The 15,896-nt window shown below is 62.6% G+C and carries 16 protein-coding genes and 1 tRNA gene; 11 read left to right on the top strand and 6 right to left on the bottom strand.

Annotated features, from left to right (window positions below; genetic code table 11):
- Positions 1-177 precede the first annotated feature (177 nt).
- From ZBI01S_RS08480 to ZBI01S_RS08470, 3 genes are all read right to left on the bottom strand, one after another.
- Positions 178-251, bottom strand: a tRNA-Pro gene (locus tag ZBI01S_RS08480).
- Positions 252-326: 75 nt separating this feature from the next.
- Positions 327-1,259 (bottom strand): metallophosphoesterase, encoded by a 933-nt coding sequence (locus ZBI01S_RS08475; protein ID WP_066059170.1) that lies wholly within the window; start codon positions 1,257-1,259, stop codon positions 327-329.
- 17 nt (positions 1,260-1,276) lie between these two features.
- Complete coding sequence (locus tag ZBI01S_RS08470; RefSeq protein WP_083524651.1) at positions 1,277-3,811, bottom strand: transglycosylase domain-containing protein; 2,535 nt, start codon at positions 3,809-3,811, stop codon at positions 1,277-1,279.
- A gap of 219 nt (positions 3,812-4,030) precedes the next feature.
- Between ZBI01S_RS08470 and sp36 the strand changes: the two genes are divergently transcribed.
- Together sp36 and ZBI01S_RS08465 are read left to right on the top strand one after the other, a co-directional pair.
- Complete coding sequence (sp36, locus tag ZBI01S_RS09745) at positions 4,031-4,195, top strand: Sp36 family protein (RefSeq protein ID WP_110477073.1); 165 nt, start codon at positions 4,031-4,033, stop codon at positions 4,193-4,195.
- 37 nt (positions 4,196-4,232) lie between these two features.
- Entirely contained in the window at positions 4,233-4,694 is a 462-nt protein-coding gene (locus tag ZBI01S_RS08465) for a RidA family protein (protein ID WP_066059164.1), read from the top strand.
- A gap of 74 nt (positions 4,695-4,768) precedes the next feature.
- On the opposite strand, the gene acs is transcribed toward ZBI01S_RS08465, so the two are convergent.
- Complete coding sequence (gene acs / locus ZBI01S_RS08460) at positions 4,769-6,748, bottom strand: acetate--CoA ligase (protein ID WP_066059161.1); 1,980 nt, start codon at positions 6,746-6,748, stop codon at positions 4,769-4,771.
- A gap of 250 nt (positions 6,749-6,998) precedes the next feature.
- Here acs and ZBI01S_RS08455 point away from each other — a divergent pair, with 250 nt between their 5' ends.
- The 9 genes from ZBI01S_RS08455 to ZBI01S_RS08415 all read left to right on the top strand — a co-directional run bounded on the left by ZBI01S_RS08455 (position 6,999) and on the right by ZBI01S_RS08415 (position 14,156).
- Positions 6,999-8,093 (top strand): TadA family conjugal transfer-associated ATPase, encoded by a 1,095-nt coding sequence (locus tag ZBI01S_RS08455; RefSeq protein ID WP_245610589.1) that lies wholly within the window; start codon positions 6,999-7,001, stop codon positions 8,091-8,093.
- Positions 8,093-9,091, top strand: coding sequence for a type II secretion system F family protein (locus ZBI01S_RS08450; RefSeq protein WP_066059158.1), 999 nt, complete (start codon positions 8,093-8,095; stop codon positions 9,089-9,091). Before ZBI01S_RS08455 ends, ZBI01S_RS08450 begins: the two co-directional genes overlap by 1 nt.
- Positions 9,092-9,174: 83 nt before the next feature.
- Positions 9,175-9,384 carry a DUF4244 domain-containing protein gene (locus tag ZBI01S_RS08445; protein WP_066059155.1) on the top strand — a complete coding sequence of 70 codons (210 nt, stop codon included), beginning with the start codon at positions 9,175-9,177 and terminating at the stop codon, positions 9,382-9,384.
- Complete coding sequence (locus tag ZBI01S_RS09740; protein ID WP_066059153.1) at positions 9,381-9,773, top strand: TadE family type IV pilus minor pilin; 393 nt, start codon at positions 9,381-9,383, stop codon at positions 9,771-9,773. Before ZBI01S_RS08445 ends, ZBI01S_RS09740 begins: the two co-directional genes overlap by 4 nt.
- A 34-nt stretch (positions 9,774-9,807) precedes the next feature.
- Positions 9,808-10,188: an Rv3654c family TadE-like protein gene (locus tag ZBI01S_RS09885; protein WP_159421475.1), complete on the top strand. Its 381-nt coding sequence runs from the start codon at positions 9,808-9,810 to the stop codon at positions 10,186-10,188.
- 192 nt (positions 10,189-10,380) lie between these two features.
- Entirely contained in the window at positions 10,381-11,376 is a 996-nt protein-coding gene (locus ZBI01S_RS08430; RefSeq protein WP_245610588.1) for a metal ABC transporter substrate-binding protein, read from the top strand.
- Positions 11,373-12,116, top strand: a complete 744-nt coding sequence (locus ZBI01S_RS08425) for a metal ABC transporter ATP-binding protein (protein WP_066059148.1) — start codon at positions 11,373-11,375, stop codon at positions 12,114-12,116. Before ZBI01S_RS08430 ends, ZBI01S_RS08425 begins: the two co-directional genes overlap by 4 nt.
- Before the next feature lies 1 nt (position 12,117).
- On the top strand, positions 12,118-13,137 hold the full coding sequence (locus ZBI01S_RS08420; protein WP_066059145.1) for a metal ABC transporter permease: 1,020 nt from the start codon (positions 12,118-12,120) through the stop codon (positions 13,135-13,137).
- Positions 13,134-14,156, top strand: coding sequence for a metal ABC transporter permease (locus tag ZBI01S_RS08415; protein WP_083524647.1), 1,023 nt, complete (start codon positions 13,134-13,136; stop codon positions 14,154-14,156). Before ZBI01S_RS08420 ends, ZBI01S_RS08415 begins: the two co-directional genes overlap by 4 nt.
- On the opposite strand, the gene ZBI01S_RS08410 is transcribed toward ZBI01S_RS08415, so the two are convergent.
- Both ZBI01S_RS08410 and ZBI01S_RS08405 read right to left on the bottom strand, forming a co-directional pair.
- The gene (locus ZBI01S_RS08410; RefSeq protein ID WP_066059142.1) at positions 14,065-14,757 is read right to left on the bottom strand and encodes a metal-dependent transcriptional regulator; all 693 of its coding nucleotides are present in this window, start codon (positions 14,755-14,757) and stop codon (positions 14,065-14,067) included. The genes ZBI01S_RS08415 and ZBI01S_RS08410 overlap by 92 nt on opposite strands.
- 23 nt (positions 14,758-14,780) lie before the next feature.
- Positions 14,781-15,794: a LacI family DNA-binding transcriptional regulator gene (locus ZBI01S_RS08405; RefSeq protein WP_066059139.1), complete on the bottom strand. Its 1,014-nt coding sequence runs from the start codon at positions 15,792-15,794 to the stop codon at positions 14,781-14,783.
- Between the last annotated feature and the right edge of the window lie 102 nt (positions 15,795-15,896).

The raw sequence follows: 15,896 nt of genomic DNA, 5'->3' as shown, positions 1-15,896 counted from the left end.
TGCGTGGGGTGTGGGTCGGGATGCTTCCCAATTCGCGGCTCAACGCAACGGTTCTGTAGGGATTTGGTTGTGGGTGCGAAGGTGTTGCGTCGAGGCTCTCCCGCGAATCGGGTCCCTACTGTAATCCCGACAGAAAAGGTCTGGCCCCCACCGAATGGTGGGGGCCAGACCTTTGAGTCGGGATGACAGGATTTGAACCTGCGACCTCTTCGTCCCGAACGAAGCGCGCTACCAAGCTGCGCCACATCCCGATGTGCTGACCGCGCGATTCCGCCCGATCGACAACCCAACAATTATAGCGCAACGCGACCCGCGTTGCCATGCGCCTACGCGCGCGGCATCAGCGTAATCAGCGTCGCCTCTGGCGGACAGAACGTGCGCACCGGCGCATAGATCGATGTGCCGAGCCCGCGCGAAACGTGCAGCGGCACCGAGTCTCCCGCATCCGCATCCCACCACGACAAACCGCCGGCATATTCAACCGGCAAATCACAGTTCGACACGATCGCACGACCGCCCGGCTTGCACACCTGGCCACCGTGCGTGTGCCCCGCAAACACCATGTCCGCTCGCACATCGTCCGCATAGCGGTCCAGGACGTGCTGGTAAGGCGCGTGCACCAACCCGAGCGTTAGATCCCACTGCGCACCCGCTGAGAGCGCTGAGAGCTCCGTACGAGCCGACGCGTAGTCATCCTTCTTGATGTGCGGGTCATCCACACCAATCGCGCGGATGCGCACGCCCTTGACGTCGATGATCGCAGCCGAGTTCGTCAGGTCGGTCCAGCCGAGGTCATCGAAGAGCAATCGACGCAGGCCCGCCTCGTCCAAGTCGCGAGGGCGAGGAGTCGCCGGCTTGCGGGGGAGCAGATACGTGAACGGGTTCTTGAACACCGGGCCGAAATAATCATTCGAGCCAAACACGCTCAGCGCGGGAATGCCACGGAACGGCTCGAGCATCTCCGCCAGCGGAGGGAGCGCGTTCTTGTGGCCGAGATTGTCACCGGTAGCAATGATCAAATCGGGCTCGTGCGCCGCGAGCGACTGCACAAAGCGCATCTTCTTGCCCTGCCCGGGCGCAAGGTGCGCATCGGCAACATGCAGCACCTTCAGCGGTCGCGCACCCGCAGGCAGCACCGCAACCTCAATCTCGCGCAGCACGAATCGGCGACGCTCAATACCAACAGCCCAGCTAACGAAACCGAGGCCGGCAGCAAAACCTGCTGCGGCCCCGATCCCGATTGTCTTCACAATATTCATTTACGTAGATTTACTCGCTAGTTCGCGTAGATCTTGATTTCGGAGTTTGGTGGCACCGTAGATCCAGATGCAGGCTCGGTGCGAGACACCTTGCCGCCCTTCGGTCCGTGCCACGAGAACGTGTTGTTCGCGTTGCCAAGGCCTGCCTTCGACAGCGCATCAATCGCTTGGTCGTATGACATGCCCGACAGCTCTGGCATCACGACACCCGCCTGTTCGGGCTTCTTCTTCTTGTCGTCCTTACCGTTCGACGGGTGGATGGTGATGGTCGACCCCTTGGGCGTGCGCGTGTTAGCAGACGGGTTAGTTCGGGCAACCGAACCAGCCGGCACATCCGAATTGACCTGTTCACCCACGGCTACGGTAAAGCCAGCGCCTTCGATCGCCGCGGTTGCTGCGTCAATCGACATGCCCTTCACATCCGGAACGGTCGCGTTCTCGACCTTGACCGCATCCCCCGTCGGCGCCGGGATATCCTTCGCGCCGTACTCCGGAATCGCGGCACTGAAGATGCCATTACCGATCGCGTGACGAGCTTCGGCCAAGCCAGCGTCACGCAGCGAGATCTTCGATGCGCTGCCGTCGCCATAAACAAAGGCCTGCTCGTTACCGACCCAAACTGCACCGGCGACACCGGTGGTGGCTGCGACAATCCACGTGTCGTAGGCGTCGTCAGTGGTACCGGTCTTACCAATGATCGTGCCCAAGCCAGGGTTTGTCGCGGTACCCGCCCCACGGGTCATTACACCACCCATGGCCACCGCCATGGCGCGAGCTACGTTCGGATCGATGACCTGCTTGCAATCACTCTTCGGGGGATCAATCTTGGTGCCGTCGCGCAGGGTGATGCCCTTAATTGCGATTGGCGAACACGACTTACCGTCGTTAGCGATACCGGCAAACGCGGTTGCCATCGACAGTGGTGCAATGGTGTCGGTACCGAGAACGGCCGACGGATACGTCTCGTTTGGCTGACCATCGGCCCGGTGTGCGCCGAGCCCCATCGCAATGTCGCGCGTGGTGCACTGGTCGAGCTGTTCAGCCATCGCCACAAACGAGGTGTTAATCGACTGCACCGTCGCCTCAACGGCGTTCACGGAGCCGAACTTCGCGTTGTAGTCGTTCTGGGGCGACCAAGAACCGCCACCGGCGCCATTACAGGAGTCCTGGAAGTTGGCGAGGTTGAAGGATCTGGTCTGCGACGGAATCGACTCGTACAACGAGTGGCCAGATTGCAGCCAGTTCGCCAACGTAAAGACCTTGTATGTCGAACCAACCTGGAAACCGGTGGAGCCACCGTAGGCGAAGTCGGTGTTGTAGTTCACCGAGGTGCGAGATCTGCTATCGGCAGCCGCATCCGTCTCGTCAAACTCCTTGTTCTGCTGCATCGCCAAGACGTGGCCGGTACCTGGCTGAACCATCGATACCGCCGCACCGAGGTTCATGTAGTCGACCTCGTGTGGGATGTTGGCATCGAGAGATTCAGTGACCTTCTGCTGCAAATCAAGGTCGATCGTGGTGTCGATCTGGTAGCCCTTGGTCTGGAAGTTGAACAGGCGTTCCTCGTAGGTTGCGCCGAATGCGGGGTCGTTGAGGATGACCTTGCGCACGTAGTCGCAGAAGAACTGCGAGTTCTCTTCGGCGTTCATGCAGCCGTGCTTCGTTGGCGTGATCTTTGGGGTGATCTCGGTGTTAACGGCTTCGTCGTACTCAGCCTTGGTGATGGCGTGTTCTTCCATCATGCGGCGCAGCACGTAGTTACGACGCTGCGTGCTCGCCTCGAGGTTCTCGGGGTCGTCGATGCGGTAGACGTTCGGGTCCTGCACCATGCCGACAAGTGTTGCCGACTCTGGCAGCGTGAGGTCTGCAGCTGCCTTGCCGAAGTAGTACTGTGCTGCCGATTCAATACCGTAGACCTGGCCACCGAACAGTGCGATGTTCAAATAGCCGCGCAGAATGTCTTTCTTGTCGTACTGCTGCTCAACACCGATCGCCAGGCGCATCTCTTGCAGCTTTCGACCAATCGAGGTCTCGGTTGCTTCGAGGTATGCCTTGTCGCGTTCTTCGGGGTCAAGAAGGGCTTCTGCGGCCTGAACTCGCTGGTTTCGGACGTACTGCATCGTGATCGTTGACGCACCTGCGCCGGAGTCGCCGATGATGCCAACCACCATGGCACGCGCAGCCGAAATGACGTCGACGCCACCGTGCTCATAGAACCGGGGGTCCTCGGTCGAAATCGCGGCCTTCTCGACATAGTCCGAGACCTGGTCGAGCTCGACCTCAACGCGGTTCTGCGAGTAGAACTCAGCGATCTTTTCGCGTTGACCGTTGCGGTCTGCGTAGAGCTCAGTCTTCTGCTGCAGCGGTTGAATCTCGAGGTAGTCGGGGAGGGTCTCGAACAGCGTGATGCTTGAGTTGGCTGCGACACCGGCCACCGCGATGACCGGAGTGATGAGTGCAGCGATCAGCACGCCAGCGATTCCGCTCATTCCGAGCAGGCCGAGAATGGACGCAACGACGTTGCGTTTCGGCTCAGTTGAGTTCGTAGGCATACCGTCTAGGGTAAGGGCAAACCACCCAAAACGAATAGGCCAAAACTGGGCTGATCACCCTGCGGGCGGATCGAAAACGCGATTTTCCGCCGTTGGTATGCATCCATTCGGTAACCGTCGGTAACCGTCGGTAACCGCGACGGGGCGGTATCGAACGCATCCGTCGGGCCGCTGACACCTGGCCGACCAAGAGCTGACGACCAATAGAAAAGGACTGACATGACTAAGTGGGAATACTTCATCACGCCACTGCCACTGCACACGCCCGGCGCGATCCTCAATAACTGGGGTAAGCAGGGATGGGAACTGGTACAGATTGTCGTGAACGACCAGGGCGGAAGCGTGGCGTACATGAAGCGCCCGCTGGAAGACTCCGCAATGTAGCGGACCGTCTCGAGAACGAATGAGGAGCGAGGAAACAATGAGCCGCATCCGCCAGAAGCTTGATGAACTCGGCATCGTGATCCCACAGGTGGCCGCACCCGCGGGGTCATACCTGCCAGCGATTACCCACGGCAATGTCGTCTATACCTCGGGGCAGCTGCCGTTCCGCGATGGCGAACTGGCCGCGACCGGCAAGGTCGGCGCTGAGGTCACGCTCGAGCAAGCACAGGAACTCGCACAGCTGGCGGCGCTCAACTGCCTAGCCGCGGTGAAGCAGCAGCTCGGAGCAATCGACCGCGTCACCCGCATCCTGAAGGTAACGGTGTACGTGAATTCCGCTGCGGGCTTTGTGCAGCAGCCGCAGGTCGCAAACGGTGCCTCCGACTTCTTCGGCGCGATTTTCGGGGATGCGGGCCGTCACGTGCGCTCGGCCGTCGGCGTCGCAGAGCTGCCGCTCGACTCGCCGGTCGAGATCGAGATCGCCGTCGCGTTCGAGTAGCCCGGTCTACGTCAACGCCTTCGGCCTAACTGCTACCCGAGATAGCAGTTAGACCGAAGGCGTTTATTAGTCGGTTACTTGTTGAGTTCTGCCAGGCGTGCGGCAACCTTCTGCGCGATCGCGTCCATGACTGCCGCGTCGGTCAGCGTGCTGGTGTCACCCACCGGCTTGCCTTCCGAAACGTCCTTGAGCAGGCGGCGCATGATCTTGCCCGAACGCGTCTTCGGCAGCTCCTCCACCGCGAACAGCATCTTCGGGCGGGCAATAGCGCCGATGGATGCGGCGACGTGCTTGCGCAGCAGGGTTTCGACGTCGTCTTCGGCAGCAATGGCCTCGCGCTGCGAGTGCTTCAACACGGCAAACGCCACAACCGCCTGGCCGGTGGTCTCATCATCGGCGCCGACAACCGCGGATTCCGCCACGAACGGGTGCTCGTCAAGCGTCGCCTCGATCTCGGCGGTCGAGAGGCGGTGACCCGAAACGTTCATGACGTCATCGACGCGTCCGAGCAGCCACAGGTCGCCGTCGAGGTCGACGCCAGCACCGTCACCGGCAAAGTAGCGGCCCGGGAACTGTGACCAGTACGTCTCAATAAAGCGCTGGTCGTCACCCCAAATACCGCGGGCCATCGACGGCCACGGCTCGGTAATCGTCAGCAGACCCATCTGGCCCGGGTCAACGCGGTTGCCGTTCTCGTCGACGACTTCAACGACCACGCCGGGAACCGGACGTTGCGCTGAACCCGGCTTGAGCGCATCCTGCGAAACGAGCGGTGCGATCATGTGCGCACCCGTTTCGGTCTGCCACCACGTGTCGACGATCGGGGTCTTGCCCGAACCGATCACGTCGCGGAACCACTCCCAAGCCTCAGGGTTGATCGGCTCGCCAACGGAACCGAGCACGCGCAGGCTGCTGAGGTTGTGGCGCAGCGGAATCTCACGACCGGTCTTCATGAAGCCGCGGATGGCCGTGGGTGCGGTGTAGAAGATCGTCACGCCGTAGCGTTCGATGATTTCGAACCAGCGGTCGAGTGACGGGTAGTCGTGGGTGCCTTCGTACATGACCTGCGTGGCGCCATTCGCGAGCGGACCGTAGACCGTGTAGCTGTGGCCGGTAACCCAGCCCACGTCGGCCGAGCACCAGTAGATGTCGTTGTCGCGCAGGTCAAACGAGGTGCGGTGCGTGTAGGCGGCCTGGGTCAGGTATCCGCCGGATGCGTGCCACAGGCCCTTCGGCTGGCCGGTGGTTCCCGAGGTGTACAGGATGAACAGCGGGTGCTCGGCGTCGAATGCCTGCGCCTCGTGGGTGTCTGATACGCCCTCGATCACGTCGTGCCACCAGACATCGCGCCCGTCGACCATGTCGATTTCGTGCTCGGGGCGGCGCACCACGAGCACCTTTTCAACGCTGTGCCCCGGAGTCTCGAGTGCCTTGTCGACGGTTTCCTTCAGCGGGAATACGCGGCCCTTGCGAACCGAACCGTTTGCGGTGATGACGAGCTTCGCGCTGGCCGAGTCGACACGCGACCGGATCGCATCCGCCGAGAAACCGCCGAAGATCACCGAGTGGACTGCACCGATGCGGGCACAGGCGAGCATGGCGAATACGGTTTCGGGGATCATCGGCAGGTAGATAGCGACGACGTCACCCTTGCCGATGCCGAATGACTCGAGCAGGTTGGCGGTGCGCTGCACTTCGCGGTGCAGGTCGTTGTAGGTGATGGTGCGGGTGTCGCCCGGTTCGCCTTCCCAGTGGATGGCGACGCGATCGCCGTTACCGGCGGCAACGTGGCGGTCGACACAGTTCACGGCGACGTTGATCTTGCCGTCGTGGAACCAGCGTGCGAACGGTGGGTTCGACCAGTCGAGCACTTCGGTGAACGGGGTTTGCCACTCGAGTTCACGGGCGCGGTCGGCCCAGAAACCGAGGCGGTCGGCTTCGGCTTGCGCGCGAATGTCGAGCGGCACGCTGCTGCCGTCACCGAAGCCGGGTGCGGGGGCTACCGACTCGATTGGGTTGATCAGTTTTTGGATCTTGTCGTCCGATGCGTGCACGGGGCCTCCACCTCATTGTTGATTCCGTTTGCAGGATTTTAGCCAGATGCGGCACAAAGTCGTCACAGTGTTTCGCAGAAATACCGGGTCAAACGAGCAATTTGTGCAGGTGCTGCGACCGTCCTGGGTGTGGTTTTCAGCGTGGCGATAATGCTGCGGAGTGTCGATTGCTGCCTGTGGAAAGTGCAGTTATCCACAGCGGATGCGCTCGGTCGCGCAGCGGGTAATGCTGCGTTCTACCGTGTGCGGCATGACGACAGCACTCCTTCATGAAACCGACCAGGCACCGTTCGTGCTGCAGCGCGCGAGCGATCGACCCGCATCCGTGCCGCTGGCCGCCCGCGACGGCCTGCGCGACGACATGCGCCCGAGGCGGCCGCTTACTCGTGGGCAGGCTGAAGCGTTCGGGCCGCTCGCTGGGTACGTTGCCGACGGTGAGGTCACCGACATGTTCATCAACGGCATGGGTGGGCTGTGGGTCGATCGCGGCAATGGGCTCGTGCTTGATCGCAGCTGGCGGGCACCGAACGAACAGTCGCTACGCGAGTTGGCGGTACGCATTGTTGCGGCCGGTGGTCGGCATCTCGACGACGCCACCCCGTGCGTGGATGTGCGTATTGGCGACGGCATTCGCGTGCACGCGGTGTTGCCGCCGGTGTCGGTGGCCGGCACGCTGATTTCAATTCGAGCGCCGCGCACCAACCGATTGAGCTTTGCCGACTTGGCACAGGCCGGGTTCTTCTATGAGGGTGCCGAAGACGTGATTCGGCATGCGCTCGAAACCCGGGCGAATTTGCTGATTAGCGGTGCCGGTGGCTCGGGTAAGACAACATTGCTCGGCGCGTTGCTGGCCGAAGCGCGCAGGGATGAGCGGCTCGTGATTATTGAGGATGTGGCCGAGCTGCGGGTGGCGCATCCGCATGTCGTACAGATGGAGACGAGGCAGGCGAATATCGAGGGTGCGGGCGCGGTTTCGCTCGCGCAATTGGTTCGCGAGTCGTTGCGGATGCGGCCCGATCGCTTGGTGCTCGGCGAATGTCGCGGTGCCGAGCTGCGAGAACTACTGGCTGCCCTGAACACTGGGCACGATGGCGGTGCCGGCACGCTGCACGCGAATTCGCTCGCCGACGTTCCTGCCCGGCTCGAAGCGCTCGGTGCGCTCGCGGGAATGAGCCCGGAAGCCGTGGCGAGGCAGACCATTTCGGCCATTGACCTGGTGATGCATGTGGAGCGTGATCGCGGGGTCCGCAGTCTCGTTGATATGGGGGAGTTCGTGCTTGATGAGGCCGGCCGGTTGCAGATGACGAGCGTGCGCACTGGCGAGCGATTGCAGCGAGGTGCCTGATGGGTACGCGTGAACATCCCGCCGATGCTGCCGCGGCGGTCGTTGAACGGCTGGCGACGCTGCTCGGTCACGGCGTCGCGCCAGATGCGGCCTGGCAATACGTGGCGCAATCGAGTCGAGCAGCCCGGTCGGGTTCAGCTCGGTCTGGTGCGGCAAACCGTCGTCGAGAACCACGGATGCACGGGCGACGGGTCGCGCACATCCTGCGTCACCGCGTGCCCGAGGTACCCGTCGACGTGCAGGTGGCAACGGCCCTACGTCAGGGTGGTTCGGCCACAGACGTGTTGTCGCAGCAACCGCACGCACCGTGGCGAGCACTCGGGGCGGTGTGGTTGCTCGCCAATCGGACGGGCGCGCCGCTCGGCCAGGTGTTGCGGCAAATGGCTGCCGGATTTCGAGACCTTGGCCAGTCGGCACGCGATGTACAAGTGGCCCTTGCCGGACCCGCATCCGCATCACGAATCGTGCTGGCGCTACCGGTACTCGGACTGTTGCTGGGCGCGGCGCTCGGGTTCGACACCCTGTCAATCTTCACCTCGAGCCTGCTTGGCGGAGCGCTCTTCATGGCTGGGATGCTGCTGATTGTGGCCGGCTGGTGGTGGAACCGATCGCTGGTCCGCCGAGCGACCAATCGGCCACAAACGCCGGGCCTTGGCTTGGATCTTGTCGCAATGGGGATGCTCTCAGGCCGTGGTGCAGACGAAGTCAACCGAGCGGTCGCGCAGGTCATGCGCGAATGTGGCCTAGACGAAAGCGGGTATCGACAGGCCGCACCCATACTTGCGCTGGCCGCCCACGCTGGGGTTCCGGCAGCCGCGCTGCTCCAAGCCGAAGCCACGCTCGCTCGCAGCCGAGCAAGAACCGAAGCGGCAAGTGCCGCCGCCAAGCTCGGCGTGACGTTGATGTTGCCGCTGGGTGCCTGCATTCTGCCCGCATTCCTCGTACTCGGCGTGGCGCCGCTCGTGATCGCGGTGCTGCAACAGGCCGTTCTTGTGTAGCGGGCAGTACTAATCGTGCCGTGCCAACTCACCACCCCTACCGGAGCCGCCAAACAGCGGACCCCTAAGCGAAAGGCCCTCACATGTTGACCAAACTCCGCCACCAAACAGACCAAGTTGCGTATCGAATCATCAATCGCGCCCTGCGTGATGATCGCGGTGCCGAAACCGCCGAATACGCCATCGTGATCATGGCCGCCGTCGCCCTGGCAGGCGTGCTCGTCGCCGTCGTGCAATCCGACGCCGTGCGTCAGATCATCGAAGACCTCGTCACGAGCGCATTCCAAGCATGATTGCGCGCTGGCATCGCCACAAGCAGTGGCTGCGCTCGTGCGGCGGCGAAACGCGCGGATCCGTGGCGGCTGAGTTTGCGGTGGCCATGCCAGCGGTCATTGTCGTTTGTGCGCTCGCGGTCGGTGCAGTGGTGGCCGCGAGCGCGCAAACGGCGGCGCAGGATGCGGCGGGTGAAGCCGCGCGCCTTGCGGCACGGGGCGACGACCACACCGTCGCGCTACAGATCGCAGGTCTCGGTGCCACCGCCTCCGTGCGCGATTCTGGGGAACTGCGCTGCGTCAACGTCACCGTGCCCATCCGCATCCTTGGCCGCGACACCGGCATCCAAGCGAGCGCGGAATCCTGTGCCATTCGTGATTTCGACCAGTCCGGCGGCGCAAATGGTTAGCGCGCGGTTCATTGGTGGGGCGCACGGCGGGTGGATGCAGCCCCGCGGGTTGGGATCCCGACGCCAAGACGAACGGGGGAGCGGTGCACTCCTCGCCATCGGCATCATCGGGGCCGTGGTTGCGCTCGCGGCAGTCTTGATCGTGGCGCTCGCGGTGTACGCCGCGCACACCCGCGCCAGTGTCGCGGCGGATGCGGCGGCGCTTGCGGCAGCAAACGTGGCGTCGGGCCGCATCCAGGGCGACGCTTGCGAGGTCGCTGGGCGGGTTGCGGCGGCGCACGGTGCGCAACTTGGCGGATGCAAGAGCCAATTCCTCGAAAGCACTGTTACGGTCCACGTCGACGCGGGACTACTGACGTGCACCGCCACGGCCAGGGCCGGGCTTCCTGCCGGTGCGGTCGGCCTGGAACATTGAGCCACTGTGCGGGTGTCGCTGCCACAGCCTTGGCGGTCGGAAGCGCCAATGAGTCCAAATTCGGCACTCAATGATGTCAATGATCAAGAATAAATATTTGACTGCTCAAAAATCTCCGTGATAAACATTATCGACAGGTAAAAGTTTGAGGAGTCAAATATGAAACTATTGATGCGTCGCTTATCTGTGGGAATGGCGGCAGCAATTGCTGCCGCGGGTTTGCTCACCGGATGTGCAGCACCCAAACCTGCTGACACCGGCAAGCTCTCGGTGTTCGCAACCACCGGATACCTTGCCGATGCCGTGAACCACATCGCACCCGAAGCATCAGTCACCACATTGATTGGTCCAGGTGGCGACCCACACACCTATCAGCCCACCACCCAAGACATCGAAATGATGCAGTCGGCCGATCTCACCGTCTGGAACGGGCTGCACCTCGAAGCGCACATGACCGAACAGCTCGAAGCGCTCGGTGATAAGCAATTTGCCGCCGAAGACGTGCTCGCCGAACGGGACCTACTCGGCTGGGATGATGAAAACGAACCCACCGCAACTCACGACCCGCACGTTTGGAACTCACCCGAGAACTGGCAGAAAGTCGTCATGGGCGTCGGTGAGAAGTTCGCCGAAATTGATCCGGCGAACGCTGATACCTACCGCAAAAACGCTGCAACCTACCGCGATGAAATCGGCGCCGCACATGCCGACATCGCCCAAATGATGGCGACCATTCCCGACGACCAGCGCACCCTCGTCACCGGGCACGACGCCTTCGAATACTTCGGCCACACCTACAACCTCGACGTTGAAGCCACCGACCTCGTCTCCACCGAGGCTGAACTCAGTGCCGGCGAAATCCGCGAACTCGCCGACTTCATCGCCACACACAAGGTCAAGACGATCTTCCAGGACAACCAAAAGAACCCGCAGGCCATCACCAGCCTCAAAGAAGCCGTGCATGCCAAGGGCTGGGAAGTTCAGGTTAGCGACGAGGAACTCTATGCCGACTCGCTCGGTGCTGACTCCGACGTCGACACCTACCTCGAAGTCCTCATGCACAATGCCCGGGTCGTGACCGAAGGACTCGGCGGAAAGGTACCCGCATCCACTGAGTCAGCCGCATCCGCCGCACACGACGCAGCGCCTGCGGTAACAGCAACCGCCGGAAACTCACCCGCAAAATGACCCAAACTTCACCAATTCCACTGCGCGTCGATCACCTCAGCGTCGGTTATCGGGGAGAGACCGCGCTCGAAGACGCGACATTCAGTGCACGTGCGGGACGAGTGCTTGGCATTGTTGGTCCTAACGGCGCAGGTAAGTCCACACTCCTGCGTGCAGCTCTTGGGCTCATTCCGCACGATGAGGGACACGTCGAATTCTTCGGCGCGCCATTGCGGTACGCACGCCAACGTGTTGGCTACATGCCGCAAGCGAAACAACTCGACTTCGATTTTCCAATGAACGTCACCGACCTCGTGCGGATGGGCACGTTCGGACACCATCGGCCATGGCAGCGCCTGCGCCCCGAGCAACACCAGCACGTGGCGGCGGCACTCCAACTGACCGGCATCGAATCCCTCGCACAACGGCAAATTGGTGAACTCTCGGGCGGGCAGCGACAGCGCGCACTGCTCGCCCGAACCATCGCTGGCAACCCCGATCTCATCCTGCTCGACGAACCCTTCGCCGGCGTAGACATGCAGAGCGAATCGGTCATCTTCGACGCCCTGCGCAAACTCTGCGAGCAGGGCGCCACCGTGATCCTCGTGCACCACGACCTGACCAGCGTTCGGCAACACTGCCACGACGTGCTGCTGCTCAACAAGCGTGTCATCGCGTTCGGCAGCATCGCCACCACCCTCACCCGCCGGAACCTTGAAGCAACCTACCGGCACACCATACTTCCCTACGGAACCTGCTGACGTGCATCCACTCGCCCTCATTCAACTAGCCCCACCGAAACTGGCTGAGGCAAAACTCGCGGCCACCCACCTCACCGCAGCCCAACAATCGCTGCCAGCCGACTTGCTCGGCGACTACACGTTTCGCACCATCTGCATCGGCGCCGCCGGAATCGGCCTCGTCGCCGGCACCCTCGGTGCCTTCGCCTACCTGCGAAAACAAGCACTGCTGTGCGACGTGGTCGCGCACGCATCGTTCCTGGGCGTTCTGGTTGCGTTTGTCATCGGCAGCGTCATTGCACCCGACGACCCCAGAAACTTGCCGCTATTGCTCATCGGCGCCGGCATCAGCGGGCTCGCTGCGGTTCACCTCGTGAACTGGCTCACCCGCGCCACCCGACTCCACGGCGGCACCGCCATGGCCGTCGTCATCACCTGCTTTTTCGGCGCCGGCATGCTCGTGCTGCGGCACATCACCGACACCCCCTACCCGCGTAAAGGCGGCATCGGCAGCGTGCTGCTCGGAAACGCCAGCCAGCTCACCTCCAGAGACGTGCAAGCCATCTGCATCAGCGCGGTCATCGTGCTCGTTACCGTCGCCATCTTCATGGGGTACTTCGCGTGGTTCAGCTTCGACCGCGACCACGCCGCACTCATGGGCGTGCCGGTGCGGTGCATCGACGCCGCGCTCTACAGCGGCATCGTGCTTGCCACAGTTATCGGCATCAACGCCATGGGCATGATCCTCATGGTGGCGTTGGTCATCACGCCCGCAGCCGCCGCACGTCAATGGGTGCGATCCGTCAACACGATGGTGCCGCTGGCCGGATTCCTCGCCGCGCTCGGTGCCATCATTGGCACGTACTGCTCAATGCTTTGGCAGCTACCAACCGGCCCAATCATCGTGCTCGTACTCGTGGCGATTCTGGGATGCTCGCTCGTCGGCGCGCCCACCGTGCAACGCTGGCGAACCGCAAGAACAGCAAGAACCGCCAGTGCTTCGAATACCGCACCGTTTCACGAACAGGTAGCTGCCTCATGACGCTCGCCGCAACCGCCGCACTCGCGGCCGTTATCACCGCACTCGCCTGCGCGATTCCCGGCACCTTCGTGGTGCTGCGCGGCCGAAGCATGGTTGTGGATGCGATGGGTCACGCCATGCTCCCCGGCGTGGTGATTGGTTACCTCGTAACCGGCGACCTTCGTTCCCCGCTACTCATCGTCGGTGGCGCCATAGCCGCAATCACGGCCGTGCTTTGCATCGAATCACTGGCACGCCGCCGCAACGTCACCGGCGACGCCGCCCTCGGCATCGTATATCCGGCACTATTCAGCATCGGCGTACTGCTGCTCTCTACCCGCGCACGGCACACCCACCTCGACGTCAACACCGTGCTCGTCGGCGACTTCAACCTCGCGGTGCTGCCGCAGTGGCAAGTCGGCGGTAGCGTGCTCGGCTCGCGATACCTCTGGGAAGTCGGCACCGTGTGTCTCGTCAATGTCCTATTTGCCTGGTGGTTCCGCAAACGCCTGGTGGCAAGCGCATTCGATCCCGAAACCGCAGAACTCTTGGGGCTGCATCCACGCCGCATCACGCTGGCAGCGATGACACTCACCGCGTTTACCGTGACGGTCGCGTTCCAGGGCGCCGGGGCACTGCTCGTGCTCGCGCTCGTGGTGGTGCCACCCGCGGTGGGGCAACTGCTGAGCGACTGCATACGAACCATGATGATCGCCACGATCACCACCGCTGTGATCGGAGCACTCCTCGGATTCCAACTGGCGTACTGGTGCAATGCCCCAACGTCGGCCGGCATGGCCGTGGTGTTCGGAGTGCTGTGCGTGCTGGCGGCCGGCATCGTGCAAATGCGTCGTTGGCGGATGCGGCAACGCGCGTCGAGTGAGCGGGCGTCGCTTGAAGGTATGGCAGATGACCGCGTGGCCAGCGGTCTCGTGTTGACCGAGCGGACTACTGCTTCGGCGAGTCGGCAGCCACAACCCAAAGGGCACGCCGGGCGGCTGCACCCAGTAGCACGGGCGTTTTCACACCCGAAATCGTAACGCTCACCGTGTCGGCGAGCGGGTCGGGGTCGGCAGTCGTGAGCACCGAGCCGACGCCGATGCCGCGGCGCGAAAATTCGCGCAGCATCTCGGGTTGAGCGTCGTTTACGCGCTCAATTCGTACGCGCGTGTTCGCGGGCACATCGGCGAGCATGACAGCTTCGTCAAGGTTGACGAGTTCGCCGGTGGGGGAGGGGATCGGGTCGCCGTGCGGGTCGCGGTTGGGGTGACCGAGGTGAGTGTCGAGGCGGCTGATCAGTAGGTCAGACACCGCGTGCTCAAGGCGTTCGGCTTCGTCGTGCACTTCATCCCAGGTGTAGCCGAGCATCTCGACCAAGAAAGTTTCGAGGATGCGGTGGCGACGAACCATGGCCAGCGCGAGTTGTTCGCCCTCGGGCGTGAGCGTGACCGCGCCGTAGCGTTCGTGGTTCACGAAACCCTGTTTGGCGAGCTTGCCGAGGGTGATCGACACGGTCGAGGTGGTGACGCCAATGCGTTCGGCGATGATCGACGGCGTAACCGGTTTTTCGGTCCACTCGCTCAGCACCCAAACGGCTTTCAAATAGTCCTGGGTGCTCGCAGAAAGTGTTGAAACCGACACGTCTGCAGCCTAGCAGCGGCGCGTTACGCGTCGAGGCGAGGCCAGTGGTCGCCCCAAGCGATCGTGGATGGCCAGGGTTCGACGATCGGTTCGCTCGGCGCCGATTCTGCGGTTACGAGCTCGTGCAATAGCGTCGCGCAGCGTGCGCCCAAGGCGATCGGGTTGGCATCGATCGCGGTGATCGTGGAGGAGCCAATCTCGGTGAGCTGATCGCCAGCGCACGAAGCAATCCACGGCACGGCTGATCCCGGGGTACCCAATTGCAGGTTCGAGGCCGCGTACCCAGCCAAATTCTGACCACCAAACACGATGCAATCGGGAGCGTCCGCATCCGCCAGCAGGCTGCGAACAAGTTCAGTCAGGTCTTCGGATGTCCCAAAGATGGGGAATCTTGCCGTCTGCATCGGTAAGCCGAACTCGGCGCAGGCGGCGGCGCAGGCATCGATGACATCGGTCGTCCAGCGGGCCTGCAACGAATCATCAGGGGCAACCAGCGCGACGCGGGTAGCACCGCCGGCGCGGGCAGATTCCAGGATGCGGTGAATCTGTCCGTGATAGTCGACCTGCACGATGGCGGCGGGTGACGGGGCGTTGCAGGGGAATCCATCGGCAGCAACAACCGGTACCTGGGCGTGGATGAGTTCTTCGATTCCACCGGAACTCGCCTCCCAATCGGCTACCGCAGCGCCGTCGACACGGAATGCTTCGCCACGACCGGCGGCGTTTGACGCCGAAAGCACGACGTCGACGTCAACAGTTGCTGCCGCATCCGCAAACCCGATCGCGAACTGCATGTAGTAGCTCAGCGTGCGGGCCGCGAGCGGAACGTGCAGCGCGAACGTTGTGGGGCGGCCGAAGCGCAGGCCTCGGGCTGCCGTGTTGAACTTGTAGCCGCGCAGGCGCGCCAAATCGAGCACGCGCTTACGTGTGGATTCGGCCACCGAGGACTTGCCATTAAGTGCACTCGAAACCGTTCCAACTGAAAGCCCGAGCTCATCGGCGAGATCCGGGATTGTCACGCGGTTGGAAGGCGACATGTGACGAAGTCTATGTGGGATTGCGATATATCCAAATCGAAACGATGTGCGTGCGCGGCCAAATTTGGGTCCGTTTGCGTCGCGCCCTTGCGGGGTCATCAA

Source organism: [Zimmermannella] bifida NBRC 103089 (assembly GCF_001570925.1).
Lineage (GTDB): Bacteria > Actinomycetota > Actinomycetes > Actinomycetales > Microbacteriaceae > Gulosibacter > Gulosibacter bifidus.
The sequence above is the reverse complement of the archived record's forward strand: the minus strand, read 5'-3'. Positions and strand labels throughout refer to the sequence as shown.

What these genes read in the sequence shown, in the direction of transcription:
- ZBI01S_RS08405 (WP_066059139.1), bottom strand. Translation starts at nt 15,794, where the DNA reads ATGTCGCCTTCCAACCGCGTGACAATCCCGGATCTCGCCGATGAGCTC.
- sp36 (WP_110477073.1), top strand. Translation starts at nt 4,031, where the DNA reads ATGACTAAGTGGGAATACTTCATCACGCCACTGCCACTGCACACGCCC.
- ZBI01S_RS08445 (WP_066059155.1), top strand. Translation starts at nt 9,175, where the DNA reads ATGTTGACCAAACTCCGCCACCAAACAGACCAAGTTGCGTATCGAATC.
- ZBI01S_RS08415 (WP_083524647.1), top strand. Translation starts at nt 13,134, where the DNA reads ATGACGCTCGCCGCAACCGCCGCACTCGCGGCCGTTATCACCGCACTC.
- ZBI01S_RS08450 (WP_066059158.1), top strand. Translation starts at nt 8,093, where the DNA reads ATGGGTACGCGTGAACATCCCGCCGATGCTGCCGCGGCGGTCGTTGAA.
- ZBI01S_RS08455 (WP_245610589.1), top strand. Translation starts at nt 6,999, where the DNA reads ATGACGACAGCACTCCTTCATGAAACCGACCAGGCACCGTTCGTGCTG.
- ZBI01S_RS08425 (WP_066059148.1), top strand. Translation starts at nt 11,373, where the DNA reads ATGACCCAAACTTCACCAATTCCACTGCGCGTCGATCACCTCAGCGTC.
- ZBI01S_RS08475 (WP_066059170.1), bottom strand. Translation starts at nt 1,259, where the DNA reads ATGAATATTGTGAAGACAATCGGGATCGGGGCCGCAGCAGGTTTTGCT.
- ZBI01S_RS09740 (WP_066059153.1), top strand. Translation starts at nt 9,381, where the DNA reads ATGATTGCGCGCTGGCATCGCCACAAGCAGTGGCTGCGCTCGTGCGGC.
- ZBI01S_RS08465 (WP_066059164.1), top strand. Translation starts at nt 4,233, where the DNA reads ATGAGCCGCATCCGCCAGAAGCTTGATGAACTCGGCATCGTGATCCCA.
- ZBI01S_RS08470 (WP_083524651.1), bottom strand. Translation starts at nt 3,811, where the DNA reads ATGCCTACGAACTCAACTGAGCCGAAACGCAACGTCGTTGCGTCCATT.
- ZBI01S_RS09885 (WP_159421475.1), top strand. Translation starts at nt 9,808, where the DNA reads ATGCAGCCCCGCGGGTTGGGATCCCGACGCCAAGACGAACGGGGGAGC.
- ZBI01S_RS08430 (WP_245610588.1), top strand. Translation starts at nt 10,381, where the DNA reads ATGGCGGCAGCAATTGCTGCCGCGGGTTTGCTCACCGGATGTGCAGCA.